Origin of the sequence: Streptomyces sp. NRRL F-6492 (assembly GCF_001280125.1) — a bacterium.
In the GTDB taxonomy this organism is placed as follows: Bacteria; Actinomycetota; Actinomycetes; order Streptomycetales; family Streptomycetaceae; genus Streptomyces.
This window is the reverse complement of the sequence record NZ_LGEG01000232.1, coordinates 1-23,685: the sequence shown is the minus strand read 5'-3', so window position 1 is coordinate 23,685 and position 23,685 is coordinate 1. Positions and strand designations below refer to the sequence as shown.

The following is a 23,685-nucleotide window of genomic DNA, read 5'->3' as shown; positions in this document are numbered from 1 at the left end:
TAAGTGATATTTAATACAAATCGGGAGGATGTCGGACGGCAGGGGCTCACTCCCCCGGCCACTCCGGCTTCCGCTTCTCGTTGAAGGCCGCCACGCCCTCGGCCCGGTCGCCCGAGAAGGCCACCGAGCGCCAGGCCGCGTCCTCGACCTCCAGGCCCGCCCGCAGGTCCAGGCCCTGGCCGAGCCGCATGGCCCTCTTCGCGGCGCGCAGGCCCACCGGGGAGTTGGCCGCGATCCGCCCGGCGAGCTCCAGGGCGCCCGTCCGCGCGTCCTCCGCCAGGAGGTCCACCAGGCCGAGCTCGCGGGCCTCGGCCGCCTCCACCCGGCGGGCCGTGAAGACCAGCTCGGCGGCGCGGGCCGCACCCACCCGGCGCGGGAGCAGCTGCGTACCGCCGCCGCCGGGGATGACGCCCACGGAGACCTCGGGCAGGCCCACGACGGCGGTCGCGTCGGCCACGATCACGTCGCAGGCGAGCGCCAGCTCGAAGCCGCCGCCGAGGGCGAAGCCGTGCACGGCGGCGACGGTCGGCATGGGCAGCTCCAGGACGCCGGTGTAGGCGGCGCGGGCGGTCGGGCGCTGGCGGACCAGCTCGGCGTCGGTGAAGGAGTTGCGCTCCTTGAGGTCGGCGCCGACGCAGAAGGCCCGGTCGTTCGAGGAGGTGAGGACGGTGACGCGGACGGCGGCGTCGGCGGCGAGCGCGTCGCAGGCGGCCGCGAGGGAGCGGGCCATCTCGGAGGAGACCGCGTTCATCGCCTTGGGCCGGTCGAGGACCAGCTCCGCGACGTGCCCCTCCCGCCGGACCACCACGAACTCACCGAAACGCTGCTCGGACATGACCGCACACCCTCCCACCAGCCGGCTCCGCCCGTTAACGGCTGTTAACCGGCGTTCACGGAGGAGATCCTAGGACGGACGGCGGCCCAGGAGCCAGGGTTCGATGACGCCGAGGCCGCGGACCGGGCGCTGCCACATCGGCTGGAGCGCGAAGCGGTACGCGGCGGGCGTGCGGCCCTCCTTCTCGGCGCGGGCCGCCTCCTCGGCCGCCTCCGCCTCCGAGACGGGCGCCTCGCCGGTCCTGGTCAGCTCCTTCGCGAAGGCGCTGTCGACCAGGACGGCGTCCTTGGGGGCTATCGAGGTGAGCCGGCTGGCGAGGTTCACGGTGGTGCCGAAGACGTCGCCCATCCGGGTCGTCACGGTGCCGAAGGCGATGCCGACGCGCAGCGCGGGCATCGTGTCGTCGTGGCCGAGGGTCTCGATCAGGCGGAGCGCGATCTCGGCGGCGATGCCGGCGTCGTCCGCCGCGTAGAGCACCTCGTCGCCGAGGGTCTTGATGAGCCGGCCGCCGTGCGCGGCGACCAGGTCGGCGCAGGTCGTCTCGAAGGCCTCGACCAGCTCGCCGAGCTCCTCCTCCTCCAGACGCCGGGTGAGCCGGGTGAAGCCGACGAGGTCCGCGAAGCCGACGGCGAGCCGCCGGTCGACCATCTCCTCGTCGTCGGCGGCCTGCACGACCCGGCCGGTGGCGGCGGCGAGCTGCCGGCGCCACACGTAGATCAGGAACTCCTCCAGCTCGGGCAGGAGCAGCTCGACCAGGGGGTACGTGACCTCGGTGCGGGTCATGCCGGGCTCGGGCGGCTCGGTGAGGCCCTCCAGGAAGGAGTCGATCTGCCACTCGGCGAGCCGGGCGGTGGTCTGTCCGGTGGAGCGGGCGACCTGCACGGCCATCGGCTCGCTGAGCAGCCCGGCCTCGACGAGGCCCGCGAGCCGCCGCAGGGCGAGCACGTCGGCCTCGGTGAGCGCCTTGGCCTGCCCGATGTCGGCGAAGCCCATGGCGCGCCAGAAGCGGGAGGCCAGCTCCATGGAGACGCCGGCGGTGCGGGCGGCCTGGAAGGGGGTGTAGCGGCGGTCCGCGCCGAGGATGAGCTGTTCGAGGCGGATGGCGAGGGGGTCGTCGCTCGGCTCGGCCGTGTGGTCGACCTCGTGATGGGGGGTGGGGTACGCGGGAGGCTCGGGCGCGCCGCCCGAGTCCTCGTCGTCGACGGTCACCGGCCGCCTCCTGCCCGTTCCCTGCCCACTTGCCCTGCCGATCTGTCGCCTGGATCGCGCTCCACGATACGGCAGGTGTGGAATGGCTCACGCCCCGACGGCCGCCGCCCGTGTTCCGGATTCCCGGGCCGTACGGGTTCCCGGGCGCGCGGGCGCCCCGCGCGGACGGGGGCGCGGACGGCCGGGAGGGCGCGGCGCGCGCCGGGGAGCGCGGCCGCCCTCCCCGGACTCCGTACGGGGGGACTTCACGCCCCCGCGGGACGTACGCCCACCGGTGTCAGACGCCCGGCGTGCGCAGGTGGACGATGTCGCCCGCGCCCACCGCCTCCGTGCCGCCGCCCTCCGTGGCCACCACCAGGCGCCCGTCGCCGTCCAGGGCGATCGCCTCGCCCTCCAGGGTCCGCTCGCCGGGCAGCTCGGCCCTGACCCGGCGGCCGAGGGTCGCGCAGCCGGCCGCGTAGGCCTCCTGGAGCCCGGAGGCCTCGGGGTCGCCGCCGGCCCGCGTCCACTCCCCGTACCGCTGGGCGAGGGAGCGCAGGACGGCCCGCAGGAGGGTGTCGCGGTCGGTGGAGACCGCGTCGGCGAGGAGGAGGGACCCGGCGCCGGGGACGGGGAGTTCGTCCTCGCGGAGCGTGACGTTGAGGCCGAGGCCGACGACGACGCCGTCCGTGCCGGCCCGCTCGGCGAGGATGCCGCCGGTCTTGCGCTCCTCGCCCTTGACGGAAACGAGGAGGTCGTTGGGCCATTTGAGGGACATGTCGATCCCGGCGGCCTTCGCGAGGCCGGTCGCCGCCGCCACGCCGGTGAGCAGCGGGAGCCAGCCCCAGCGGTGGGCGGGCACGTCCGGCTTGAGCAGCACGGAGACGAAGATCCCGGAGCGGGCGGGCGCGCTCCAGTCGCGGTCGAGGCGGCCCCGGCCCGAGGTCTGCTCCTCGGCGACGAGCACCGCGCCCTCGGGCAGTTCACCGGCCCGGGCGGCGAGGTCGGTGTTGGTGGATCCCGTGGTGGGGACCACGTCGAGCGAGGTCCACAGTCCGTCGGGGAGGACGAGCGCGCGGCGCAGGGCGGTCTCGTTGAGCGGGGGACGGTCGAGGTCGGACCAGCGTCCGCCGGAGCCTTGTGAGGACGTCATGCAAGCCAGAGTAGGTGTGGCAAAGACCGCAGTGCCGAACCGTATCGGCGTGGATACGCTACGGGTCAGTAGGGCAGCAGTAGCCCATTCGCAGTCATCGAACCCCCCGTGACCAGGCAGGGAGCCGCATCCCGATGTCCGAGCCGGCAGAGCAGTACGAGATCGACATTCACACGACCGCGGGCAAGATCGCGGACCTCAAGCGCCGTATCGACGAGGCCACCCACGCCGGCTCGGAGCGTGCGGTGGAGAAGCAGCACGCGAAGGGGAAGCTGACCGCGCGCGAGCGGATCGCCCTCCTCCTCGACGAAGGGTCGTTCGTCGAGCTGGACGAGTTCGCCCGGCACCGCTCCACCAACTTCGGCCTGGAGGAGAACCGTCCGTACGGCGACGGCGTCGTCACCGGCTACGGCACGGTCGACGGGCGTCCGGTGGCGGTGTTCTCGCAGGACTTCACGGTCTTCGGCGGGGCGCTCGGCGAGACGTACGGCCAGAAGATCATCAAGGTGATGGACTTCGCGCTGAAGACCGGCTGCCCGGTCGTCGGCATCAACGACTCCGGCGGCGCCCGCATCCAGGAGGGCGTGAGCGCGCTGGGCATGTACGGCGAGATCTTCCGCCGCAACACCCACGCCTCCGGCGTGATCCCGCAGATCTCGCTGGTCGTCGGCCCCTGTGCGGGCGGCGCGGTGTACTCCCCCGCGATCACCGACTTCACGGTGATGGTGGACCAGACCTCGCACATGTTCATCACGGGTCCCGACGTCATCAAGACGGTGACCGGCGAGGACGTGGGCTTCGAGGAGCTGGGCGGCGCCCGGACGCACAACGCGACCTCGGGCGTGGCGCACCACATGGCGGGGGACGAGAAGGACGCCGTCGAGTACGTGAAGTCCCTGCTCTCCTACCTCCCTTCGAACAACCTGTCGGAGCCGCCGGCCTTCCCGGAGACCGCGGACACCGAGGTGTCGGACGAGGACCGCGAGCTGGACGTGCTGATCCCGGACTCGGCGAACCAGCCGTACGACATGCACAAGGTGATCGAGCACGTCCTGGACGACGGCGAGTTCCTGGAGACGCAGGCGCTGTTCGCGCCGAACATCCTGACCGGCTTCGGCCGGGTCGAGGGCTTCCCGGTCGGCGTGGTCGCCAACCAGCCGATGCAGTTCGCCGGCTGCCTGGACATCGACGCCTCCGAGAAGGCCGCGCGCTTCGTGCGCACCTGCGACGCCTTCAACATCCCGGTCCTGACCTTCGTGGACGTGCCGGGCTTCCTGCCGGGCGTGGACCAGGAGTACGGCGGCATCATCCGGCGCGGCGCGAAGCTGATCTACGCGTACGCGGAGGCCACGGTCCCGCTGATCACGGTCATCACGCGCAAGGCCTTCGGCGGCGCGTACGACGTGATGGGCTCCAAGCACCTGGGCGCGGACCTGAACCTGGCGTGGCCGACGGCGCAGATCGCGGTCATGGGCGCGCAGGGCGCGGTCAACATCCTGCACCGGCGCACGATCGCGGAGGCGGAGGACGTGGAGGGAACGCGGGCGCGGCTGATCCAGGAGTACGAGGACGCCCTGCTCAACCCGTACACGGCGGCCGAGCGCGGGTACATCGACGGCGTGGTCCTGCCGTCCGACACGCGCCCGCAGATCGTCAAGGGGCTGCGTCAGCTCCGTACGAAGCGGGAATCCCTGCCTCCGAAGAAGCACGGCAACATCCCGCTCTAGCAGCCCCTCCGGACCCTCAGGGAGCCGACATGATCAAGGTCGTACGAGGAAACCCGACTCCGGAGGAGTTGGCCGCCGCACTGGCGGTGGTCCAGGCCCGGGCCGCGGCCACGGCGGCGGCGTCCGCCGGGGGCGGCGGCCCGGCGGTGCCGGAGGGGTGGTCGGACCCCTCCCGCATCGCGCGGGCCGTACGGCCCCGTCCGGGCCCGCGGACCTGGGCGAGGTCGTACTGGCCCGCCTAGGCCCCGATCCGCCGGATGGGCCCTGGACGTCAGGGCCGGAGGGCCGGACCCCGTGTGCGGGGGGTCCGGCCCTTCGCGCGCGTGCTCCCGTTTTCCGGCTCCTTCGCGCGCGTGCTTCCGTTTTCCGGCTCCTTCGCGCGCGTGCTTCCGTTTTCCGGCTCCTTCGCGCGCGTGTCCCCGGACACCGGGCCGGTTGAGTATCCGTACTCAGGCGCCGCGGCCCTTCCGGCCGCAGGATCGTAGGCATGCTGTGGTCCGACCCGGAGAACGAGCCGCCGAAGTTCATGCGCGAGACGCAGACGATGCTCCGCCGCGCGGGCGTGCTCCTCGCACTCGCGATGGTGGTGGCGATGTTCGCGGCCGGCGTGCGCTGACCCCGCGCGCGTGCCCCCGGACAACGGGCCGGGGCGCGACCCCGCGCGGACCCCCGCCGTCCGGTGGGTCCGGGCCCTCCGCACTGGCTACGCTGCCCCCATGACTGCTGATCCGCGCCGTGTCGTGCTCGCCTCCGCCTCCCCCGCCCGGCTCGGTCTGCTCCGGCAGGCCGGACTCGCCCCCGAGGTGATCGTGAGCGGCGTCGACGAGGACGAGGTCCACGCCCCGACCCCGGCCGAGCTCGCGCTCACCCTCGCGGAGGCGAAGGCCGCCCACGTGGCCGCCCGGCCCGAGGCGTCCGGCGCGCTCGTCATCGGCTGCGACTCGGTCCTGGAGCTGGACGGGAAGGCGCTGGGCAAGCCGGCCGACGCCGAGGAGGCCGTCGCCCGCTGGAAGGCGATGCGGGGCAGGGTCGGCATCCTCCAGACGGGTCACTGCGTGTACGACACGGCCGCCAAGCGCTTCGAGTCGGCGACCGCCTCCACGGTGGTCCGCTTCGGCGAGCCGACGGACGCGGAGGTGGCGGCGTACGTGGCGAGCGGCGAACCGCTGCACGTGGCGGGCGCGTTCACCCTGGACGGGCGCTCGGCGCCGTTCATCGAGGGCATCGACGGCGACCCGGGCAACGTGATCGGCCTGTCCCTGCCGCTGCTGCGGCGGCTGCTGCGCAAGCTGGACGTCGAGATCACGGACCTCTGGGCCTGAGGCTCCCGGGCGGCTACGCGGGAACCGGCGCCTCCTTCGCGACCGGCTCCCGGGGCTCCTTCCCGTACGCCACCAGGGTGAGGACGATCAGGCCGAGCACCAGCATCAGGAAGGCGAAGGCCTTCCAGCCGAGGAGGCCGACGGCGACCGCGCCGAGGACGCCGTGCACGACCGCGCAGCCGATGAGCAGGCCCCGGCCGAAGCGGCCCGGGGCCCGGTCGCGGAGGCCCGCGAGGAGGGCGACGAGGGCGCAGAGGACGAGGGCCGCCCCGGAGGCGATGCCGAGGGCCCAGGTGCCGGTGACCATCGCGTCGGGGTCCATGCCGTCGAGGGACATCGACTGGGCCCCCACGAAGCGCGCCATGACGGCGTTGATCGCGACGATGCCGGGCGCTTCGAGGAGGAGCACCGCGGCCGTCACGAGGGCTATCGGTCTGCGGGCCACCTCGGCCACCCCCTGCATTCGCCTGTTACCGACAGTACGATCGACAGCGGGAAGGCTACTGGCCGGTAAACCCCTGGACAAGAGTTCGCACACGCCGGGCCACGACCGACGGCCGGGCAAAGAAACGCCGAACCGTTCGTAGGGACCCCACAAAGAAACCCGAACGGCGACTGGCCGCATGAACAGAGACCTGCGCCACACCTCGGAGCTACTGTGCCGTAAAGGAACCCTGCGTACCGTGGTGCGACAAGGGAATTCACGACCCGAGCAGGCCCGGGGTCACGCTCCGTGTGGGCAAGCTCACCACTGGGGACGGGTCGAAAGGCCGTGTCGGCAGTCCCTAAACTCAGCTTGTTTCAAGGAGGGAGCCATCGTGCGCAAGGTGCTCATCGCCAACCGTGGCGAAATCGCTGTCCGTGTGGCCCGGGCGTGCCGGGACGCCGGCATCGGCAGCGTGGCCGTGTACGCCGAGCCGGACCGGGACGCCCTGCACGTCCGTGCGGCCGACGAGGCGTTCGCTCTGGGCGGTGACACTCCGGCCACCAGCTACCTGGACATGGCCAAGGTCCTCCAGGCCGCGAAGGACTCCGGCGCGGACGCGGTCCACCCGGGCTACGGCTTCCTCTCGGAGAACGCCGAGTTCGCGCAGGCGGTCCTCGACGCGGACCTGATCTGGATCGGCCCGCCGCCGCAGGCGATCCGGGACCTGGGCGACAAGGTGGCGGCGCGTCACATCGCGCAGCGCGCCGGCGCCCCGCTGGTCGCCGGCACCCCCGACCCGGTCTCGGGCGCGGAGGAGGTCGTGGCCTTCGCGAAGGAGCACGGCCTGCCGATCGCGATCAAGGCCGCCTTCGGCGGCGGCGGCCGCGGCCTGAAGGTCGCCCGCACCCTCGAAGAGGTGCCGGAGCTGTACGACTCCGCCGTCCGCGAGGCCGTCGCGGCCTTCGGCCGGGGCGAGTGCTTCGTGGAGCGCTACCTCGACAAGCCGCGCCACGTCGAGACGCAGTGCCTGGCCGACACCCACGGCAACGTGGTCGTGGTCTCCACCCGTGACTGCTCGCTCCAGCGCCGCCACCAGAAGCTGGTCGAGGAGGCCCCGGCCCCCTTCCTGACGGACGAGCAGAACGAGCAGCTGTACGCGGCGTCGAAGGCGATCCTGAAGGAGGCCGGCTACGTCGGCGCCGGCACGGTCGAGTTCCTCGTCGGCGTGGACGGCACGATCTCCTTCCTGGAGGTCAACACCCGCCTCCAGGTCGAGCACCCGGTGACCGAGGAGGTCACCGGCATCGACCTGGTCCGCGAGATGTTCCGGATCGCCGACGGCGAGGAGCTGGGCTACGGCGACCCGGCCGTGCGCGGTCACTCCTTCGAGTTCCGCATCAACGGCGAGGACCCGGGCCGCAACTTCCTGCCCGCGCCCGGCACCGTCACCCTCTTCCAGCCCCCGACCGGCCCCGGCGTCCGTCTGGACGCGGGCGTGGAGTCCGGCTCGGTCATCGGCCCGGCCTGGGACTCGCTCCTGGCCAAGCTGGTGATCACCGGCGCCACCCGCGAGCAGGCCCTCCAGCGCGCCGCGCGCGCCCTGGCGGAGTTCAAGGTCGAGGGCATGGCCACCGCCCTCACGTTCCACCGCGCGGTCGTGGTCGACCCGGCGTTCACCGCGGACCCGTTCCGGGTCCACACCCGGTGGATCGAGACGGAGTTCGTCAACGAGATCAAGCCCTTCGCCCCGGCCGGCGCGGACGCCGACGAGGACGAGACGGGCCGCGAGACGATCGTCGTCGAGGTCGGCGGCAAGCGCCTCGAAGTCTCCCTGCCGTCCTCCCTGGGCATGTCCCTGGCCCGCACCGGTCTGGCGGCCGGCGCGAAGCCGAAGCGCCGCGCAGCGAAGAAGTCCGGCCCGTCGGCCTCGGGCGACACCCTCGCCTCCCCGATGCAGGGCACGATCGTGAAGATCGCGGTCGAGGAGGGCCAGGAGGTCAAGGAGGGCGACCTGATCGTCGTCCTGGAGGCCATGAAGATGGAGCAGCCGCTCAACGCGCACCGCTCCGGCACCGTCAAGGGCCTGAACGCCGCGGTCGGCGCCTCGGTCACCTCCGGCGCCACCATCTGCGACATCAAGGACTGACCTCCGGTCGCACCCAGTACGGTACGAAGGGCCCGCGGGCAGTCGCCCGCGGGCCCTTCGCCGAGGGGAGGGCCTCCGTCACCCATGCGCGCCGACGCACGCCGCAACCACGAACGCCTGCTCGTCGAGGCCCGCGCCGCCTTCGCCGGCCAGGGCGCCGACGCGCCCCTGGAGGAGATCGCGCGCCGCGCGGGCGTGGGGATCGGCACCCTCTACCGCCACTTCCCCACCCGCGCCGACCTGTTGAACGGCGTCTTCCAGGAGGCCCTGGCCGAACTCCTGGACCACTCGCGCGCGTTGGCGGAAGCCGACGAGCCGTGCCGGGCGCTCGTGGAGTGGCTGCGGGCCCTGATCGCCCGGGCGGGCGAGTACCGGGGGCTCGCGCACGCGCTGATGTCCGCCTCGCACGACCGGAGTTCGGCACTCTCCCGGTGCGGCGACCCGCTGCGCGCGGCGGGCGAGCGACTGCTCGCGCGGGCCCGGGAGGCGGGCCGGGTGCGGGCCGACGTGTCGATCGGCGATCTGCTGCGGCTGACCAACGCGATCGCGCTCGCGGCGGAGCAGTGCCCGCAGGACACGGAACTGCCGGACCGCCTGCTCGCGCTGACGCTGCGGGGCATCAAGGCCTGAGGAACGTGCGCGGGACGCGGGTGCGTGCGGTCCCGGGCGCCCGGGGTCCCTGCGCCCCCGCTCCTCAGCGGCGGCGCAGGTCCGCCACCCGGGCCGTGCGCTCCAGCGTCTCCGCGGCCATCGCGCCGCCCGGACCCCGGAACTGGCCCGCCGCCATCCGGCCGCGCTGGACCGGGAGCGGCACGTCACGGCGGGGCCGGGCGCCCGGGGGGAGCTGGTCACCACCGGCCGTACCGCCGCCGGTGCCCGCGACGGCGATCTGCACGCCCTGGTCGGCGAGGGCCTGGAGCTCGGTGGCGGCCCGCTCGTCGTGGGCGGGGGGCTCGTCGGTGACGAGCCGGGTGATCACGTCCGTGGGCACCGTCTGGAACATGGTGTCGGAGCCCAGCTTGGTGTGGTCGGCGAGGACCACGACCTCCGCCGCCGCCTGCACGAGCGCCCGGTCCACGCTCGCGGAGAGCATGTTGGAGGTGGACAGGCCGCGCTCGGCGGTCAGCCCGCTCCCGGAGAGGAAGGCCCGGGAGACCCGCAGCCCCTGGAGCGACTGCTCGGCCCCGCTGCCCACGAGCGCGTAGTTGGAGCCGCGCAGGGTGCCGCCGGTCATGACGACCTCGACCCGGTTGGCGTGGGCGAGGGCCTGGGCGACGAGCAGGGAGTTGGTGACCACGGTCAGGCCGGGCACGCGGGCGAGCCGGCGGGCCAGCTCCTGCGTGGTCGTCCCGGCGCCGACGACGATGGCCTCGCCCTCTTCGACGAGGCTCGCCGCGACGTCGGCGATGGCCGTCTTCTCCGCGGTCGCGAGATGGGATTTCTGCGGGAAGCCGGATTCTCGCGTGAATCCGCCCGGCAACACCGCACCGCCGTGGCGGCGGTCGAGGAGTCCTTCTGCCTCCAGGGCCCGTACGTCTCTTCGTACGGTCACCTCCGAGGTCTGGACGACGCGGGCGAGCTCGCGGAGCGACACGGCTCCGTTGGCGCGCACCATTTCGAGGATCAACTGGCGACGTTCTGCAGCGAACACGAAACTGACAGTAACGTGGCCGCGCGATGCTTTTCAGCAGTATGCGGCGAATTGCAGAAGTTGCGCACGGACGGGGCCCCCAAGTGGTATGGGAGGCCCCGTCGTTGATCGTTCTATGCCCCGGCTTGCCGGGGGTTGTCCGAGTCGGAGAACCGTTCCCGCAGGCGGGAGCGGGGCCGGACGCGGCGACTAGGCGTCGCCCGCCGACTTTCGGGTCTGCAACTGCCGTGCCACTTCCGCGATCGAGCCCGACAGGGAGGGGTACACGGTGAAAGCATTTGCGATCTGTTCGACGGTCAGATTGTTGTCGACCGCGATCGAGATCGGATGGATCAGTTCGCTCGCCCGCGGGGCGACGACGCAGCCGCCGACCACGATGCCGGTGCCCGGACGGCAGAAGATCTTGACGAAGCCGTCCCGGATGCCCTGCATCTTCGCGCGCGGGTTGCGCAGCAGCGGCAGCTTGACGGCCTTGGCGTCGATCTTGCCCGCGTCCACGTCGGCCTGGGTGTAGCCGACGGTGGCGATCTCGGGGTCGGTGAAGACGTTCGAGGAGACCGTCTTCAGGTTGAGCGGGGTCACCGCGTCGCCCAGGAAGTGGTACATCGCGATCCGGCCCTGCATGGCGGCGACCGAGGCGAGCGCGAAGACGCCCGTGACGTCGCCGGCCGCGTAGACGCCGGGGGCGGAGGTGCGGGAGACCCGGTCGGTCCAGATGTGCCCGGAGTCCTTGAGGCGGACGCCCGCCTCCTCCAGGCCCATGCCGGCCGAGTTGGGGATCGCGCCGACCGCCATCAGGCAGTGGGTGCCGGAGATGACCCGGCCGTCCGCGAGGGTGACCTCGACCCGGTCGCCGACCCGCTTGGCGGACGCGGCGCGGGAGCGGGCCATGACGTTCATGCCGCGGCGCCGGAAGACGTCCTCCAGGACGGCGGCGGCGTCCGGGTCCTCGCCGGGCAGGACCCGGTCGCGGCTGGACACCAGGGTGACCCGGGAGCCGAGCGCCTGGTAGGCGCCGGCGAACTCGGCGCCGGTGACGCCGGAGCCGACCACGATGAGCTCCTCGGGCAGCTCCTTGAGGTCGTAGACCTGCGTCCAGTTCAGGATCCGCTCGCCGTCCGGCTCGGCGTCGGGCACCTCGCGCGGGTGGCCGCCGGTCGCGATGAGCACGGCGTCCGCGGTCAGCGTCTCCTCGGTGCCGTCGGCGGCGGTCACGATCACCTGGCGGGAGCCGTCCACGGCCTGCCGGCCGGAGAGCCGACCGCGGCCGCGCAGCACGCGGGCGCCCGCGCGGGTGACGGAGGCGGCGATGTCGTGCGACTGGGCGAGCGCGAGGCGCTTCACCCGCCGGTTGACCTTGCCGAGGTCGACGCCCACCACCCGGGCGGCCTGGTCGATGTGGGGGGTGTCGTCCGCGACGATGATGCCCAGCTCCTCGTACGAGGAGTCGAAGGTGGTCATCACCTCGGCCGTGGCGATCAGGGTCTTGGAGGGGACGCAGTCGGTCAGGACGGACGCGCCGCCGAGGCCGTCGGTGTCGACGACGGTCACCTCCGCGCCGAGTTGGGCGCCCACCAGGGCCGCCTCGTATCCGCCGGGTCCGCCGCCGATGATCACGATCCGGGTCACTGGGATCTACGCCTCGCGCTCTCGTTCTGCCGGGGTGTCCCCCCGCTGGGCTGCAGTGCGTACGCCATTGTCCCGCACGCTTCAAGTGCGTACCCCATTGTCCCGCACGTCCGGCGCGGTCACGCGCCGGGGCCTCCGAAGGGGTCCGCGGCGCTCCGGGGGAAGCCCGCCGCCCCCTCGCCCCCCTCCCGTACCCTCGGTCCCATGTCCCTCTACGCCGCTTTCGCCGGCAACCTGGACGCGCGGCTGATGAGCCGCCGCGCACCGCACTCCCCGCTGCGCGGGACCGGCTGGCTGAACGGCTGGCGGCTCACCTTCGGCGGGGAGCAGATGGGGTGGGAGGGAGCGCTCGCCACCATCGTGGAGGCCCCCCGCTCCCAGGTCTTCGTGGCGCTCTACGACATCGCGCCGATGGACGAGGACTCCCTGGACCGCTGGGAGGGCGTGGGCCTCGACGTCTACCGGCGCATGCGGGTGCGGGCGCACACCCTGGACGGAGAGGAGCCCGCCTGGGTGTACGTGCTCAACGGCTACGAGGGCGGGCTTCCGTCGGCCCGCTACCTGGGCGAGGTCGCGGACGCGGCCGAGTCGGCGGGCGCCCCGCACGACTACGTGATGGAGTTGCGCAAGCGCCCCTGCTGAGCCGCCTCCGGGGCGCCGGCCGCCCCTCGCCGGACCGGTCCGCTCCGGTTTTCGTCGGAAACGACAAGACAACGATCGCATGTCCGTCAGCACCGTCATCTACGCGCGTAGGGATTCTCCGGCTACGCTTCTTCGCGTATCAAATCGTCCGGGGCCCGCCTCGGACTCCCCTCCCCGAGGCGAGAGAAGTCAGTGAACGCAACTGCCACCCCGTACGAGGCCGCCGAGGCCGCTGCCGCACGCCTTCGCGAGCTCACCGGAGTCGAGAGCCACGACGTCGCCCTGGTCATGGGCTCGGGCTGGGCGCCCGCCGTCGACGCCCTCGGCGCCCCCGAGGCCGAGTTCCCGGTGACCGAGCTCCCCGGCTTCCCGCCGCCGGTCGTCGAGGGCCACGGCGGCACGATCCGCTCGTACAAGATCGGTGAGAAGCGCGCCCTGGTCTTCCTGGGCCGCACCCACTTCTACGAGGGCCGCGGGGTCGCCTCCGTCGCCCACGGCGTCCGCACCGCCGTCGCCGCCGGCTGCGAGACCGTCGTCCTGACCAACGGCTGCGGCGGTCTGCGCGAGGGCATGCGCCCCGGCCAGCCGGTCCTGATCAGCGACCACATCAACCTGACGGCCGCCTCCCCGATCGTCGGCGCGAACTTCGTGGACCTCACCGACCTGTACTCGCCGCGGCTGCGCGCGCTGTGCAAGGAGGTCGACGAGACCCTCGAAGAGGGCGTCTACGTGCAGTTCCCCGGCCCGCACTACGAGACCCCGGCCGAGATCAACATGGTCCGCGTCCTGGGCGGCGACCTCGTCGGCATGTCCACCGTCCTGGAGGCCATCGCGGCCCGCGAGGCCGGCGCCGAGGTCCTGGGCATCTCGCTCGTCACCAACCTGGCGGCGGGGCTCTCGGGCGAGCCGCTGAACCACGAGGAGGTCCTCCAGGCGGGCCGCGACTCGGCGGCGCGGATGGGCGAGCTGCTGACGCGGGTCCTGGACCGGATCTAGCCCTTTTCCGCGCCCCTCGCACCGTTCGGCCCCGGGGGGCCGAACGGGCTTCGGGGCGCTGCGGCGGCCTCCGACCGCCGGTTCCGGTGAGGGCCGGCCGCGCGGGACCGCCTCTCCCCCTCCCCTTCCCGGAACCGGGGGCGAGCCCCCGGACCCCGTACGGGCCGAAGTTCCGCCCCAGGGCGGAAGATCCGGCCCCGCCGGCGTTTGCGGCGCGGGGTCCGGGGCGGAGCCCCGGTTACGGGAAGGGGCGGGGTGGGGAAAGGCTCCGCGCAGCGGCCCGCACCCACCGGCACCCGCACCCGCACCCGCACCAGTACAGAGTCCGTCCCCTCCGAAAGGCACACCGTGACGCAGGACGACCTCCTCACCCGGGCCCAGGCATGGCTCGACGAGGACCCCGACCAGGAGACCCGCGAGGAGCTCGCGCGGCTCATCGAGGCGGGTACGACGGACGAGCTCGCCGTCCGCTTCACCGGCACGCTCCAGTTCGGCACGGCCGGACTCCGGGGCGAGCTGGGCGCGGGCCCCATGCGGATGAACCGCTCGGTGGTCATCCGCGCCGCCGCCGGCCTCGCCGCGTACCTGAAGGCGAAGGGCCAGGAGGGCGGCCTCGTCGTCATCGGCTACGACGCCCGCCACAAGTCCGCCGACTTCGCCCGCGACACCGCCGCCGTGATGACCGGCGCCGGGCTGCGCGCCGCGCTGCTCCCCCGCCCGCTGCCGACGCCCGTCCTGGCGTACGCCATAAGGCACCTGGGGGCCGTCGCCGGCGTCGAGGTGACCGCGAGCCACAACCCGCCGCGCGACAACGGCTACAAGGTCTACCTGGGCGACGGCTCGCAGATCGTGCCGCCCGCCGACGCGGAGATCGCCGCCGAGATCGCCGCCGTCCGCTCGCTGCGCGACGTGCCGCGTCCGGAGGACGGCTGGGAGACCCTCGGCGACGAGGTGCTCGACGCCTACCTGGAGCGCACGGACGCGGTCCTGACCCCCGGCTCGCCCCGGACCGCGCGGACCGTCTACACGGCCATGCACGGCGTCGGCAAGGACGTCCTGACGGCCGCCTTCGCGCGCGCCGGCTTCCCGCCGCCCGCGCTCGTGGCCGAGCAGGCCGACCCGGACCCGGACTTCCCGACGGTCGCCTTCCCGAACCCGGAGGAGCCGGGCGCGATGGACCTCGCCTTCGAGGCGGCCCGCGCCGTGGCCCCGGACCTGGTGATCGCCAACGACCCGGACGCCGACCGCTGCGCGGTGGCCGTGCCGGACCCGGCCGCCGGGGGCGGCTGGCGGATGCTCCGGGGCGACGAGGTGGGCGCGCTGCTCGCCGCGCACCTGGTGCGCAGGGGCGTCACGGGCGTCTTCGCCGAGTCGATCGTCTCGTCCTCGCTGCTCGGCCGGATCGCGGAGGCGGCGGGCGTCGGGTACGAGGAGACGCTGACCGGCTTCAAGTGGATCGCCCGCGTCGAGGGCCTGCGGTACGGCTACGAGGAGGCGCTCGGCTACTGCGTGGACCCGGAGGGCGTCCGCGACAAGGACGGCGTCACGGCCGCGCTGCTGGTCACCGAGCTGGCCTCGGTGCTCAAGGAGGAGGGCCGGACCCTGACCGACCTCCTGGACGACCTGGCCGTGGAGCACGGGCTGCACGCCACGGACCAGCTGTCGGTGCGGGTCGAGGACCTGGGGATCATCGCGGGCGCGATGGCCGCGCTGCGCGAGCGCCCGCCGGTCGCCCTCGCCGGCCTGACGGTCGTCTCGGCCGAGGACCTGACGAAGGGCACGGAGGCGCTGCCGCCCACGGACGGACTGCGCTACCGCCTGGAGGGCGACTACCGGGCCCGGGTGATCGTGCGCCCCAGCGGCACCGAGCCCAAGATCAAGTGCTACCTGGAGGTCGTGGTCCCGGTGGCCGGGGCGGACGCGCTGCCGGCGGCCCGCGCCACGGCCGCCGAGCTGCTCGCCGCGCTCAAGCGGGACCTGGCGGAGGCCGCGGGCCTGTAGGCCGCCGGCACACGCGTCGGGGCCGGTACGGAAGGGGATCTCCGTACCGGCCCCGACGCGTGTCCGGGAGGCCGGCCGCTCAGCCGGTCGCGCCCAGGACCACCAGGAGCAGCAGTCCGACGACGGCGGGCGCGATGATCTCGTACGCCCAGCGCACCCGCGGCTCGCCCTGCGCCTCCGGGCTCCCGGCGTGCCGCTCGGCGAGCTCTCGCAGATCGGCGACGGTCTGGTCGGTGGGCGCGGTCCGCGCGGCGCTCTGCCGCACGTCGGCGGTGACGGAGGTGCGGCCGTGGGGGTCGTCCTGGGAGGCGCGGGCGGCCCGGCGGGCGGCCTTCTTGCGCTGGCGCAGCGAGACGGGGACGGCCCAGAGCTGGTACTTGTCGCCCTCCTGGGTGAAGACCTCGCTGGAGTAGCCGGCGCGGACGTCGGCGACGGAGGCCCAGGGCAGCGTGACCGACCGGAACGGATTGCGGATCCGGAGCCGCCGGTCGTTCGCGTACACGGCGGGCCGGATCGTGAAGGCGACGATCAGCGGCACGGCCAGGACGAGGCCCGCGAGCGCGAGCCAGGGGGTCCTGCCCTCGCCCCGGAGCATCGCGTCGCCGGCGAACACGGCCGCGAGCACCAGCAGGAACACCCCGCTCGCGATCCCGAGGGGCGACCGGAAGACCCGGTCGGCGTAGGACTGCTCAGGGGTCGACCCGGGGCTCGGCTCGGGGCGCGGCTCGGGGGTCGGCTCGGGGGTCGTCATGCCGCCGATTCTGCCTCAGCGGGCGGACGGGAGCTCAGGCGGCCCGCACGGCCACGAGGTCGGCGTACAGGATGATGTTGTCGGGGCGGTGGCCGCCGGCCAGCTCGCCGCCGCAGGTGATCAGGCGCAGCTCGGGCCGGGTGGTGTCGCCGTACACCTTGGCGGTCGGGAAGGCGTCCTTGTCGACCTGCTCCAGCTCCCTGACGCGGAAGACGGCGTCCTTGCCGTCGGCGCGGGTGACGGTGATCTCGTCGCCGACCCGGGCGCGGGAGACGTCCTTGAGGACGGCCGGGCCGCGTTCGGTGTCGAAGTGGCCGATGAGGACGGCGGGGCCGGTCTCGCCGGGCGTGACGCCCTTGTCGTACCAGCCGACGCGGTCGGCGTCCGCGACGGAGGGCACCTCGACGGTGCCGTCGGCGGCGAGCCCCAGCTTCAGGACGGGTCCGGCGTCGACCCCGGTGGAGGCCATCCGGACCCGGACGGGCAGGGAGCGCGCCAGCGGCCGGACGGGGGCGGTGCTCGCCGCCGGTGCGGCGGTCTCGGTGACCCGGGCGGGCGGGGCGGTCTGCTCCCCGGCCCCGGCCGAGCATCCGGTGAGCGCGGCGAGGGAGGCCAGGAGCAGGACGGCGGCGGTACGGGGACGGGTGCGGGTGCGGTTCACGGCGGGCTCCGGGCGGACGGGTGCGGCCGGCCGCCGCGCGGGACGCGGCGACCGGCCCGGGGTGGGGTGGTGCTCCCGCTCGGGTCAAGGGGCGGGGAGACGGGTGGCGCGGTGGGGGGACGACGGGGTGCGGATCGTCCCCGTACGGGATCAGACGCGGGCGGCGGCCGTCCGGCGGCGCAGGACGACGAAGCCGAGGCCCGCGGCGGCGAGCGAGGCGGCACCGGCGCCGGCCGCGACCAGGGCGGTGGAGTCGCTCCCGGTGCCGGGCTCGGCGCCGGCCGCGACGCCGCCCTTCGGGACGACGGCGGTCTGGCCGGCGTTGTTCGTGGTGACGTCGGTGCCGGTGGTGCCGGTGGTGGCGGAGGGCGCCGGGGAGGGGGCGGAGGTCTTCTTCTCGCAGCCCTTCGGCAGCGCCGGGAAGGAGCTCCAGCGGAACGGCGTGTCACCGCCCTGGGTGCGCTGGCCGAGGCGCGGGGCGACGGTGCCGGCGCGGTCGATCTTGAGGCCGACGCGGCTGTCGAAGGGGTGGGCGCGGTCGGCGGTGCCCTGCACCTCGCCCCGGTCGTCGACGAGGACGGCCTTCGGGCCCTTCTCCAGGTCGTTGGTCAGGGTGACGCTCCAGCCGACGCCGAAGACCGAGGGCACGACCTGCCGGACGGCGCACTCGCCGATGGTGACGGCGGGGCCGGGGACGGGGGCGGTGGCGGTGGCCTCGACGGGGCGCGGGGCGGCCTGCGCGGCGGAGCCCAGGATGTAGGCGGCGAACCCGCCGTCCTCCTCCAGGACGACGACGGCCTTCCCGAACGTCCAGGTCTGGCGGTGGCCGTTGAGGTAAATGAAGCCGTCGCCCTTGCCGTTCACGATCCGCTGGAGGCCGTAGCGGCCGTCCTTCCTGCCGAGTTCGAGGACGGTGCCGTCGGCGAGCCGGTAGGTGCCGGGGGCGGCGCCGGGGAGGTAGTTGCCCACCCAGTTGTGGGTGGTGCCGTCGTGGTTCAGGACGAGGAACTCGCCGTTGTCGTTGCCGACGGCGGGGCGGGTGTTCGCGTCCAGGACGCCGACCGGGTGGCCGTCGCGGAAGAGCTCGGCGCGGTGGTGCAGCGCGTTGACCTCGTAGATCTTGGCGATGGTGCCGCCGACGAGGGTCTGGGTGCGGACGAGGGTGCCCTTCACGTCGACGTCCCTGACGGCGCTCACGTTGCCCTCGGAGTCCAGCGTCACCGCGTACAGGGCGAAGTACTTGGTGTCCGTGGCGGGGTGGCCGCCGCCGGCCTTCAGCTCGCCCAGCTCCTTGCCGTCCTTGAGGACGGTGGCGGTGAAGTACGGGTGCTGGTCGCCCCTGGCGTACACCTCGGCGGACAGTCCGCCGGCGAGCTGGACGGTACGGACCGCCGGGGCGGCGGGCGCGGGGGCGGTGGTCTCGGCAGCCGGAGCCGGAGTGCCCTTCGGAGCCGGAGTGCCCTTCGGGGCCGGGGTGACGGCCGGCTTCGCCGGGGCCGGGGTGACGGCCGGCTTCGCCGGGGCCGGGGAAGCGGCCACCGGGCCGTCGGCCGCGAAGGCGGCGCCGGCGGCGAACGCCGGGGCGGTGATCGCGACGCCCGCGACGAGGGCGGTGGCGACGGCGGTGCGAAGGGCGGTGCGCATAACGACTCCTGTGTTTCAGGCAGGTGGTGGATGGAGAGCCGCATGCCGCTTTTTCTCGGTCCGACTGTTTCCGGTGAGGTCCGGCTGGCTGCAGGAAGAAATCTATTGATCTTGTATTCAGAACGTGTCCGCTCCATGTCACGGGCCTGTGACAGGGGTCACCCCGCCGACCGGCCGCCCACGTCGGAGCCCGCCGCGCCGACCGCCCGCCTGTGACCTCGGGCTCTACGGACCCCCTCCCCTGTACAGGTCGCTACGCGCGTAGATATGCTCGACTGGTGACCATGCCCACCACTGCACCCTCCCCCTCGGCCTTCGGCGAGGGAGGTACCCCCGCTCTCGCATTCGCCGACGTGACCGCGTCCGACCGTGCGCTGCGCCGCTTCCTCCACGGGCTGCCCGGCGTCGACGCCGTCGGCCTGGAGGCGCGCGCCGCGTCCCTCGGCACCCGCTCGATCAAGACCACGGCCAAGGCGTACGCCATCGACCTGGCCATCTCCATGATCGACCTGACGACGCTCGAAGGCGCGGACACCCCGGGCAAGGTCCGGGCGCTCGCCGCCAAGGCCGTCCGTCCCGATCCGACCGACCGCACGGCCCCGGCGACCGCCGCCGTCTGCGTCTACCCCGACATGGTGGCCACCGCCAAGGCCGCCCTCGCGGGCTCGGACGTCAAGGTCGCCTCGGTCGCCACCGCCTTCCCGGCCGGCCGCGCCGCGCTCCCCGTGAAGCTCGCCGACACGGCCGACGCCATCGCCGCCGGGGCCGACGAGATCGACATGGTCATCGATCGCGGCGCCTTCCTCGCCGGCCGCTACCTGGAGGTCTTCGAGCAGATCGCCGCGATCAGGGCGGAGTGCGGCGACCGCGCCCGCCTCAAGGTGATCTTCGAGACCGGCGAGCTGTCCACGTACGACAACATCCGCCGCGCCTCCTGGCTCGGCATGATGGCCGGCGCGGACTTCATCAAGACCTCGACCGGCAAGGTCGCGGTCAACGCCACCCCGGCGAACACGCTCCTCATGCTGGAGGCCGTGCGCGACTTCCACGCGCAGACCGGCGTGCGGATCGGCGTGAAGCCGGCCGGCGGCATCCGCAACACCAAGGAAGCGATCAAGTTCCTGGTGCTGGTCAACGAGACGGTGGGCGAGGACTGGCTGGACAACCACTGGTTCCGCTTCGGCGCCTCCAGCCTGCTCAACGACCTGCTGATGCAGCGCCAGAAGCTGGCGACCGGCCGCTACTCCGGCCCCGATTACGTGACGGTGGACTGATCAACATGGCATCTGCATTCGAGTACGCGCCGGCGCCCGAGTCCCGGTCCGTCGTCGACATCGCCCCCTCCTACGGCCTGTTCATCGACGGCGAGTTCGTCGAGGCGGCCGAGGGCAAGGTCTTCAAGACCGTCTCGCCGTCCACCGAGGAGGTCCTGTCCGAGGTCGCCCGCGCGGGCGCCGAGGACGTGGACCGCGCGGTGAGGGCGGCCCGGAAGGCCTTCGAGAAGTGGTCCGCGCTGCCCGGTTCCGAGCGCGCCAAGTACCTCTTCCGGATCGCCCGGATCATCCAGGAGCGCAGCCGCGAGCTGGCCGTCCTGGAGACCCTGGACAACGGCAAGCCGATCAAGGAGACCCGCGACGCGGACCTCCCCCTGGTCGCCGCGCACTTCTTCTACTACGCGGGCTGGGCCGACAAGCTCGACCACGCGGGCTACGGGGCGGACCCGAAGCCGCTGGGCGTGGCCGGCCAGGTCATCCCGTGGAACTTCCCGCTGCTCATGCTGGCGTGGAAGATCGCCCCGGCGCTCGCGACCGGCAACACGGTCGTCCTGAAGCCCGCCGAGACGACCCCGCTGACCGCCCTGTTCTTCGCGGACATCTGCCGCCAGGCCGGGCTGCCGAAGGGCGTCGTCAACATCCTTCCCGGGTACGGGGACGCCGGTGCCGCGCTCGTCGAGCACCCCGACGTGAACAAGGTCGCCTTCACCGGCTCGACCGCCGTCGGCAAGGCCATCGCGCGCTCGGTCGCGGGCACGGACAAGAAGGTGACCCTGGAGCTGGGCGGCAAGGGCGCCAACATCGTCTTCGACGACGCCCCGATCGACCAGGCCGTCGAGGGCATCGTCAGCGGCATCTTCTTCAACCAGGGCCAGGTCTGCTGCGCGGGCTCGCGCCTCCTGGTCCAGGAGTCGGTCCAGGACGAGCTGCTGGACAGCCTGAAGCGCCGGCTGTCCACGCTCCGCCTCGGCGACCCGCTGGACAAGAACACCGACATCGGCGCCATCAACTCCTCGGAGCAGCTGGCCCGCATCACCGACCTGGTCGAGCGGGGCGAGGCGGAGGGCGCCGAGCGCTGGACCGCCGCCTGCGAGATCCCGTCCGCCGGCTACTGGTTCGCCCCGACGCTCTTCACGGGCGTCACGCAGGCGCACACCATCGCCCGCGACGAGATCTTCGGCCCGGTCCTGTCGGTGCTCTCCTTCCGTACGCCCGACGAGGCCGTGGCGAAGGCCAACAACAGCCAGTACGGCCTGTCGGCGGGCATCTGGACGGAGAAGGGCTCCCGCATCCTCGCGGTGGCGAACAAGCTCCGGGCCGGTGTCGTCTGGGCCAACACGTTCAACAAGTTCGACCCGACCTCGCCCTTCGGCGGCTACAAGGAGTCGGGCTTCGGCCGCGAGGGCGGCCGTCACGGTCTGGAGGCCTACCTCGATGTCTGACGCGAACCGTCTGAGCGTCTTCAAGACCTACAAGCTGTACGTCGGGGGCAAGTTCCCCCGCTCCGAGAGCGGCCGGGTGTACGAGGTGACGGACTCCAAGGGCAAGTGGCTGGCGAACGCCCCGCTCTCCTCCCGCAAGGACGCCCGTGACGCGGTCGTCGCCGCCCGCAAGGCCTTCGGCGGCTGGGCGGGCGCGACCGCGTACAACCGCGGCCAGATCCTCTACCGCGTCGCCGAGATGCTGGAGGGCCGCAAGGGCCAGTTCGTGCACGAGGTCGCGGACGCCGAGGGCCTGTCCAAGAACAAGGCGGCCGCGGTCGTCGAGGCCGCGATCGACCGCTGGGTCTGGTACGCGGGCTGGACCGACAAGATCGCCCAGGTCACGGGCGGCGCCAACCCGGTCGCGGGCCCGTACTTCAACCTCTCCACCCCGGAGCCGACCGGTGTCGTCACGGTCCTGGCCCCGCAGGACTCGTCCTTCCTGGGCCTGGTCTCGGTGATCGCCCCGGTGATCGCGACGGGCAACACGGCCGTGGTGGTCGCGAGCGAGAAGGCCCCGCTGCCGGCGCTCTCCCTGGGCGAGGTGCTCGCCACCTCCGACCTGCCGGGCGGCGTGGTCAACATCCTCTCCGGCAAGGCCTCCGAGATGGGCCCGCACCTCGCGGCCCACCAGGACGTCAACGCGATCGACCTGACGGGCGCGTCCGACGACGACCTCGCCCGCGACCTGGAGATCGCGGCGGCGGACAACCTCAAGCGCGTCCTGCGCCGCCGCGCCGAGGACTTCGCGGAGTCCCCGGGCACGGACCGCATGACCGCGTTCCTGGAGACGAAGACGGTCTGGCACCCGACGGGCAGCCTGGGCGCCTCCGGCTCCTCGTACTAGAAGACGCGTACGGAAGGGCCCCCGGGACGACCCCGGGGGCCCCTTCCCACGTCCGCGTTACGGGAGCAGCCCCTGCGACAGCGGTCCGACCACCGGCAGGTCCGCCACGGCCCCGCCCTTCGTGAGGTGGTCGGTGACCAGGTTCGTGCCCACCGGCTTGAAGTCGGCGACCTGGGTGCCGAGTCCGTTGTCGAGGGGGTCGACACCGGTGTTGGCCAGCGGGTCGAGCTGGAGCCGGGTCAGCGGGCCCAGGGCATGGCCGATCCCGCCGAGCGCGCCCGTGCCGGCCGCCCCGGCGTCCGTCCGCGTCAGGGCGTCGACCGGCAGCGGCAGCGGGGCGGCGGCCTGGGCCCCGGCCCCCGCGCCGACCAGCGCGGCGCCCGCCGCCGTGACGGTGAGTCCGGCCTTGAGCAGGGCGCTGCGACGGGAGGTGCTGGGGGCTGCGTGACGCGCCATGGCGTTCCTTCCAGGGGGTGTTCGGGCGGACACCGACAGTAGTGGAGGTGTGATGCTCGATACCAATGCCCTCCCTCGGGGGTCCCCTGCACGGGGGAATGCCTCACACTGGTGTTCCGTGAGTTCCCAACCGATCCCGACCCGGGTCGTCCTGCTCGCGGGCCCCTCCGGCTCCGGCAAGTCGTCCCTCGCCGCCGTCACCGGCCTCCCGGTCCTGCGCCTCGACGACTTCTACAAGGAGCACGACGACCCGTCGCTCCCGCTCGTCGACGGCAGCGCGGACATCGACTGGGACTCGCCGCAGTCCTGGGACGCGGACGCCGCCGTCTCCGCCGTCGTCGAGCTGTGCCGTACGGGGCGGACCGACGTCCCCGTGTACGACCTCGCCACCAGCTCCCGGACGGGCCGGGAGGGGCTGGACATCGGCCGGACCCCGCTGTTCGTGGCGGAGGGGATCTTCGCGGCCGAGATCGTGACCCGCTGCCGCGAACTCGGCGTCCTGGCCGACGCGATCTGTCTGCGCGGCCGCCCCTCGACGACGTTCCGCCGCCGGCTCGCCCGGGACCTCAAGGAGGGCCGCAAATCGGTGCCGTTCCTGCTGCGCCGCGGCTGGCGCCTGATGCGGACCGAGCGCGCGATCGTGGCCCGCCAGACGGAGCTGGGCGCCCACCCCTGCGCCAAGCCGGAGGCCCTGGGCCGGCTGGCCGCCGCGGCCGCGGGCCGCCACCGCACCCCCGCCGCCCGCCCGTAGGGACCCCCCGTCCGACACGAAGGAAGCGGACCGTACGAGACCCCCGGGCCCGTACGATCCGCTTCTTTCTTTCCCCCGTACCCCCGTACGGTCCCCCGTGCTC

Annotated in this window: 23 protein-coding genes; 13 read left to right on the top strand and 10 right to left on the bottom strand. The window is 73.3% G+C overall.

Features of this window, described 5'->3' with window-relative positions; all coding sequences use genetic code 11:
- Window positions 1-46: 46 nt before the first annotated feature.
- From ADL08_RS23030 to ADL08_RS23020, 3 genes are all read right to left on the bottom strand, one after another.
- On the bottom strand, window positions 47-835 hold the full coding sequence (locus tag ADL08_RS23030) for an enoyl-CoA hydratase/isomerase family protein (RefSeq protein WP_053645999.1): 789 nt from the start codon (window positions 833-835) through the stop codon (window positions 47-49).
- Window positions 836-904: 69 nt separating this feature from the next.
- Window positions 905-2,044, bottom strand: a complete 1,140-nt coding sequence (locus tag ADL08_RS23025; RefSeq protein ID WP_053645997.1) for an adenylate/guanylate cyclase domain-containing protein — start codon at window positions 2,042-2,044, stop codon at window positions 905-907.
- 277 nt (window positions 2,045-2,321) lie between these two features.
- Entirely contained in the window at window positions 2,322-3,176 is an 855-nt protein-coding gene (locus ADL08_RS23020; RefSeq protein ID WP_053645996.1) for a biotin--[acetyl-CoA-carboxylase] ligase, read from the bottom strand.
- Window positions 3,177-3,310: 134 nt separating this feature from the next.
- On the opposite strand from ADL08_RS23020, the gene ADL08_RS23015 reads away from it, so the two are divergent.
- The 4 genes from ADL08_RS23015 to ADL08_RS23005 all read left to right on the top strand — a co-directional run bounded on the left by ADL08_RS23015 (window position 3,311) and on the right by ADL08_RS23005 (window position 6,225).
- Complete coding sequence (locus ADL08_RS23015) at window positions 3,311-4,903, top strand: acyl-CoA carboxylase subunit beta (RefSeq protein ID WP_053645994.1); 1,593 nt, start codon at window positions 3,311-3,313, stop codon at window positions 4,901-4,903.
- A gap of 29 nt (window positions 4,904-4,932) precedes the next feature.
- Entirely contained in the window at window positions 4,933-5,145 is a 213-nt protein-coding gene (locus ADL08_RS23010) for an acyl-CoA carboxylase epsilon subunit (protein ID WP_053645992.1), read from the top strand.
- A gap of 245 nt (window positions 5,146-5,390) precedes the next feature.
- A complete protein-coding gene (gene mmpB, locus ADL08_RS38800; RefSeq protein ID WP_267889585.1) occupies window positions 5,391-5,519 on the top strand; it encodes a morphogenic membrane protein MmpB in 129 nt (42 codons plus the stop codon).
- 100 nt (window positions 5,520-5,619) lie between these two features.
- Window positions 5,620-6,225 carry a Maf family protein gene (locus ADL08_RS23005; protein ID WP_053645990.1) on the top strand — a complete coding sequence of 202 codons (606 nt, stop codon included), beginning with the start codon at window positions 5,620-5,622 and terminating at the stop codon, window positions 6,223-6,225.
- A 13-nt stretch (window positions 6,226-6,238) separates the two neighbouring features.
- On the opposite strand, the gene ADL08_RS23000 is transcribed toward ADL08_RS23005, so the two are convergent.
- Window positions 6,239-6,688 (bottom strand): hypothetical protein, encoded by a 450-nt coding sequence (locus tag ADL08_RS23000; protein WP_053645987.1) that lies wholly within the window; start codon window positions 6,686-6,688, stop codon window positions 6,239-6,241.
- 355 nt (window positions 6,689-7,043) lie between these two features.
- Between ADL08_RS23000 and ADL08_RS22995 the strand changes: the two genes are divergently transcribed.
- Both ADL08_RS22995 and ADL08_RS22990 read left to right on the top strand, forming a co-directional pair.
- The gene (locus ADL08_RS22995) at window positions 7,044-8,798 is read left to right on the top strand and encodes an acetyl/propionyl/methylcrotonyl-CoA carboxylase subunit alpha (RefSeq protein ID WP_053645985.1); all 1,755 of its coding nucleotides are present in this window, start codon (window positions 7,044-7,046) and stop codon (window positions 8,796-8,798) included.
- A gap of 84 nt (window positions 8,799-8,882) precedes the next feature.
- Window positions 8,883-9,428 carry a TetR/AcrR family transcriptional regulator gene (locus tag ADL08_RS22990; RefSeq protein ID WP_053645983.1) on the top strand — a complete coding sequence of 182 codons (546 nt, stop codon included), beginning with the start codon at window positions 8,883-8,885 and terminating at the stop codon, window positions 9,426-9,428.
- A gap of 64 nt (window positions 9,429-9,492) precedes the next feature.
- Here ADL08_RS22990 and ADL08_RS22985 read toward each other — a convergent pair whose 3' ends face one another.
- Window positions 9,493-10,413, bottom strand: a complete 921-nt coding sequence (locus ADL08_RS22985; RefSeq protein ID WP_053645981.1) for a DeoR/GlpR family DNA-binding transcription regulator — start codon at window positions 10,411-10,413, stop codon at window positions 9,493-9,495.
- A 225-nt stretch (window positions 10,414-10,638) separates the two neighbouring features.
- Entirely contained in the window at window positions 10,639-12,078 is a 1,440-nt protein-coding gene (locus ADL08_RS22980; protein ID WP_053645979.1) for an NAD(P)H-quinone dehydrogenase, read from the bottom strand.
- Between the two features lie 204 nt (window positions 12,079-12,282).
- Here ADL08_RS22980 and ADL08_RS22975 point away from each other — a divergent pair, with 204 nt between their 5' ends.
- The 3 genes from ADL08_RS22975 (at window position 12,283) to ADL08_RS22965 (ending at window position 15,717) form a co-directional block, all read left to right on the top strand.
- The gene (locus ADL08_RS22975; protein ID WP_053645977.1) at window positions 12,283-12,720 is read left to right on the top strand and encodes a gamma-glutamylcyclotransferase; all 438 of its coding nucleotides are present in this window, start codon (window positions 12,283-12,285) and stop codon (window positions 12,718-12,720) included.
- 192 nt (window positions 12,721-12,912) lie between these two features.
- Window positions 12,913-13,716 carry a purine-nucleoside phosphorylase gene (locus ADL08_RS22970; RefSeq protein WP_053645975.1) on the top strand — a complete coding sequence of 268 codons (804 nt, stop codon included), beginning with the start codon at window positions 12,913-12,915 and terminating at the stop codon, window positions 13,714-13,716.
- 348 nt (window positions 13,717-14,064) lie between these two features.
- Window positions 14,065-15,717, top strand: a complete 1,653-nt coding sequence (locus tag ADL08_RS22965) for a phospho-sugar mutase (protein ID WP_053646032.1) — start codon at window positions 14,065-14,067, stop codon at window positions 15,715-15,717.
- Window positions 15,718-15,796: 79 nt separating this feature from the next.
- Here ADL08_RS22965 and ADL08_RS22960 read toward each other — a convergent pair whose 3' ends face one another.
- From ADL08_RS22960 to ADL08_RS38795, 3 genes are all read right to left on the bottom strand, one after another.
- Window positions 15,797-16,468, bottom strand: a complete 672-nt coding sequence (locus ADL08_RS22960; RefSeq protein ID WP_053645973.1) for a PH domain-containing protein — start codon at window positions 16,466-16,468, stop codon at window positions 15,797-15,799.
- A 34-nt stretch (window positions 16,469-16,502) separates the two neighbouring features.
- Window positions 16,503-17,129 carry a class F sortase gene (locus tag ADL08_RS22955; RefSeq protein ID WP_053645971.1) on the bottom strand — a complete coding sequence of 209 codons (627 nt, stop codon included), beginning with the start codon at window positions 17,127-17,129 and terminating at the stop codon, window positions 16,503-16,505.
- A 150-nt stretch (window positions 17,130-17,279) separates the two neighbouring features.
- Entirely contained in the window at window positions 17,280-18,773 is a 1,494-nt protein-coding gene (locus ADL08_RS38795) for a hypothetical protein (RefSeq protein ID WP_053645969.1), read from the bottom strand.
- Window positions 18,774-19,057: 284 nt separating this feature from the next.
- On the opposite strand from ADL08_RS38795, the gene deoC reads away from it, so the two are divergent.
- The 3 genes from deoC to ADL08_RS22935 are packed head-to-tail and all read left to right on the top strand — an operon-like array spanning window position 19,058 to window position 22,375.
- Window positions 19,058-20,047 (top strand): deoxyribose-phosphate aldolase, encoded by a 990-nt coding sequence (gene deoC, locus ADL08_RS22945; protein WP_053646030.1) that lies wholly within the window; start codon window positions 19,058-19,060, stop codon window positions 20,045-20,047.
- A gap of 5 nt (window positions 20,048-20,052) precedes the next feature.
- Window positions 20,053-21,489: an aldehyde dehydrogenase family protein gene (locus ADL08_RS22940; RefSeq protein WP_053645967.1), complete on the top strand. Its 1,437-nt coding sequence runs from the start codon at window positions 20,053-20,055 to the stop codon at window positions 21,487-21,489.
- Complete coding sequence (locus ADL08_RS22935; protein ID WP_053645965.1) at window positions 21,482-22,375, top strand: aldehyde dehydrogenase family protein; 894 nt, start codon at window positions 21,482-21,484, stop codon at window positions 22,373-22,375. The genes ADL08_RS22940 and ADL08_RS22935 overlap by 8 nt, the downstream gene beginning before the upstream one ends.
- 57 nt (window positions 22,376-22,432) lie before the next feature.
- Here ADL08_RS22935 and ADL08_RS22930 read toward each other — a convergent pair whose 3' ends face one another.
- Complete coding sequence (locus tag ADL08_RS22930; protein WP_053645963.1) at window positions 22,433-22,831, bottom strand: hypothetical protein; 399 nt, start codon at window positions 22,829-22,831, stop codon at window positions 22,433-22,435.
- 52 nt (window positions 22,832-22,883) lie between these two features.
- Between ADL08_RS22930 and ADL08_RS22925 the strand changes: the two genes are divergently transcribed.
- Window positions 22,884-23,582, top strand: a complete 699-nt coding sequence (locus tag ADL08_RS22925) for a uridine kinase family protein (RefSeq protein ID WP_078968370.1) — start codon at window positions 22,884-22,886, stop codon at window positions 23,580-23,582.
- Window positions 23,583-23,685 lie beyond the last annotated feature (103 nt).

Coding starts and splice junctions, on each gene's coding strand:
- ADL08_RS23030 (WP_053645999.1), bottom strand. CDS start 835: ATGTCCGAGCAGCGTTTCGGTGAGTTCGTGGTGGTCCGGCGGGAGGGG.
- ADL08_RS23020 (WP_053645996.1), bottom strand. CDS start 3,176: ATGACGTCCTCACAAGGCTCCGGCGGACGCTGGTCCGACCTCGACCGT.
- ADL08_RS23015 (WP_053645994.1), top strand. CDS start 3,311: ATGTCCGAGCCGGCAGAGCAGTACGAGATCGACATTCACACGACCGCG.
- ADL08_RS23010 (WP_053645992.1), top strand. CDS start 4,933: ATGATCAAGGTCGTACGAGGAAACCCGACTCCGGAGGAGTTGGCCGCC.
- mmpB (WP_267889585.1), top strand. CDS start 5,391: ATGCTGTGGTCCGACCCGGAGAACGAGCCGCCGAAGTTCATGCGCGAG.
- ADL08_RS23005 (WP_053645990.1), top strand. CDS start 5,620: ATGACTGCTGATCCGCGCCGTGTCGTGCTCGCCTCCGCCTCCCCCGCC.
- ADL08_RS23000 (WP_053645987.1), bottom strand. CDS start 6,688: ATGCAGGGGGTGGCCGAGGTGGCCCGCAGACCGATAGCCCTCGTGACG.
- ADL08_RS22990 (WP_053645983.1), top strand. CDS start 8,883: ATGCGCGCCGACGCACGCCGCAACCACGAACGCCTGCTCGTCGAGGCC.
- ADL08_RS22985 (WP_053645981.1), bottom strand. CDS start 10,413: ATGGTGCGCGCCAACGGAGCCGTGTCGCTCCGCGAGCTCGCCCGCGTC.
- ADL08_RS22975 (WP_053645977.1), top strand. CDS start 12,283: ATGTCCCTCTACGCCGCTTTCGCCGGCAACCTGGACGCGCGGCTGATG.
- ADL08_RS22960 (WP_053645973.1), bottom strand. CDS start 16,468: ATGACGACCCCCGAGCCGACCCCCGAGCCGCGCCCCGAGCCGAGCCCC.
- ADL08_RS38795 (WP_053645969.1), bottom strand. CDS start 18,773: ATGCGCACCGCCCTTCGCACCGCCGTCGCCACCGCCCTCGTCGCGGGC.
- deoC (WP_053646030.1), top strand. CDS start 19,058: ATGCCCACCACTGCACCCTCCCCCTCGGCCTTCGGCGAGGGAGGTACC.
- ADL08_RS22940 (WP_053645967.1), top strand. CDS start 20,053: ATGGCATCTGCATTCGAGTACGCGCCGGCGCCCGAGTCCCGGTCCGTC.
- ADL08_RS22935 (WP_053645965.1), top strand. CDS start 21,482: ATGTCTGACGCGAACCGTCTGAGCGTCTTCAAGACCTACAAGCTGTAC.
- ADL08_RS22930 (WP_053645963.1), bottom strand. CDS start 22,831: ATGGCGCGTCACGCAGCCCCCAGCACCTCCCGTCGCAGCGCCCTGCTC.
- ADL08_RS22925 (WP_078968370.1), top strand. CDS start 22,884: ATGCTCGATACCAATGCCCTCCCTCGGGGGTCCCCTGCACGGGGGAAT.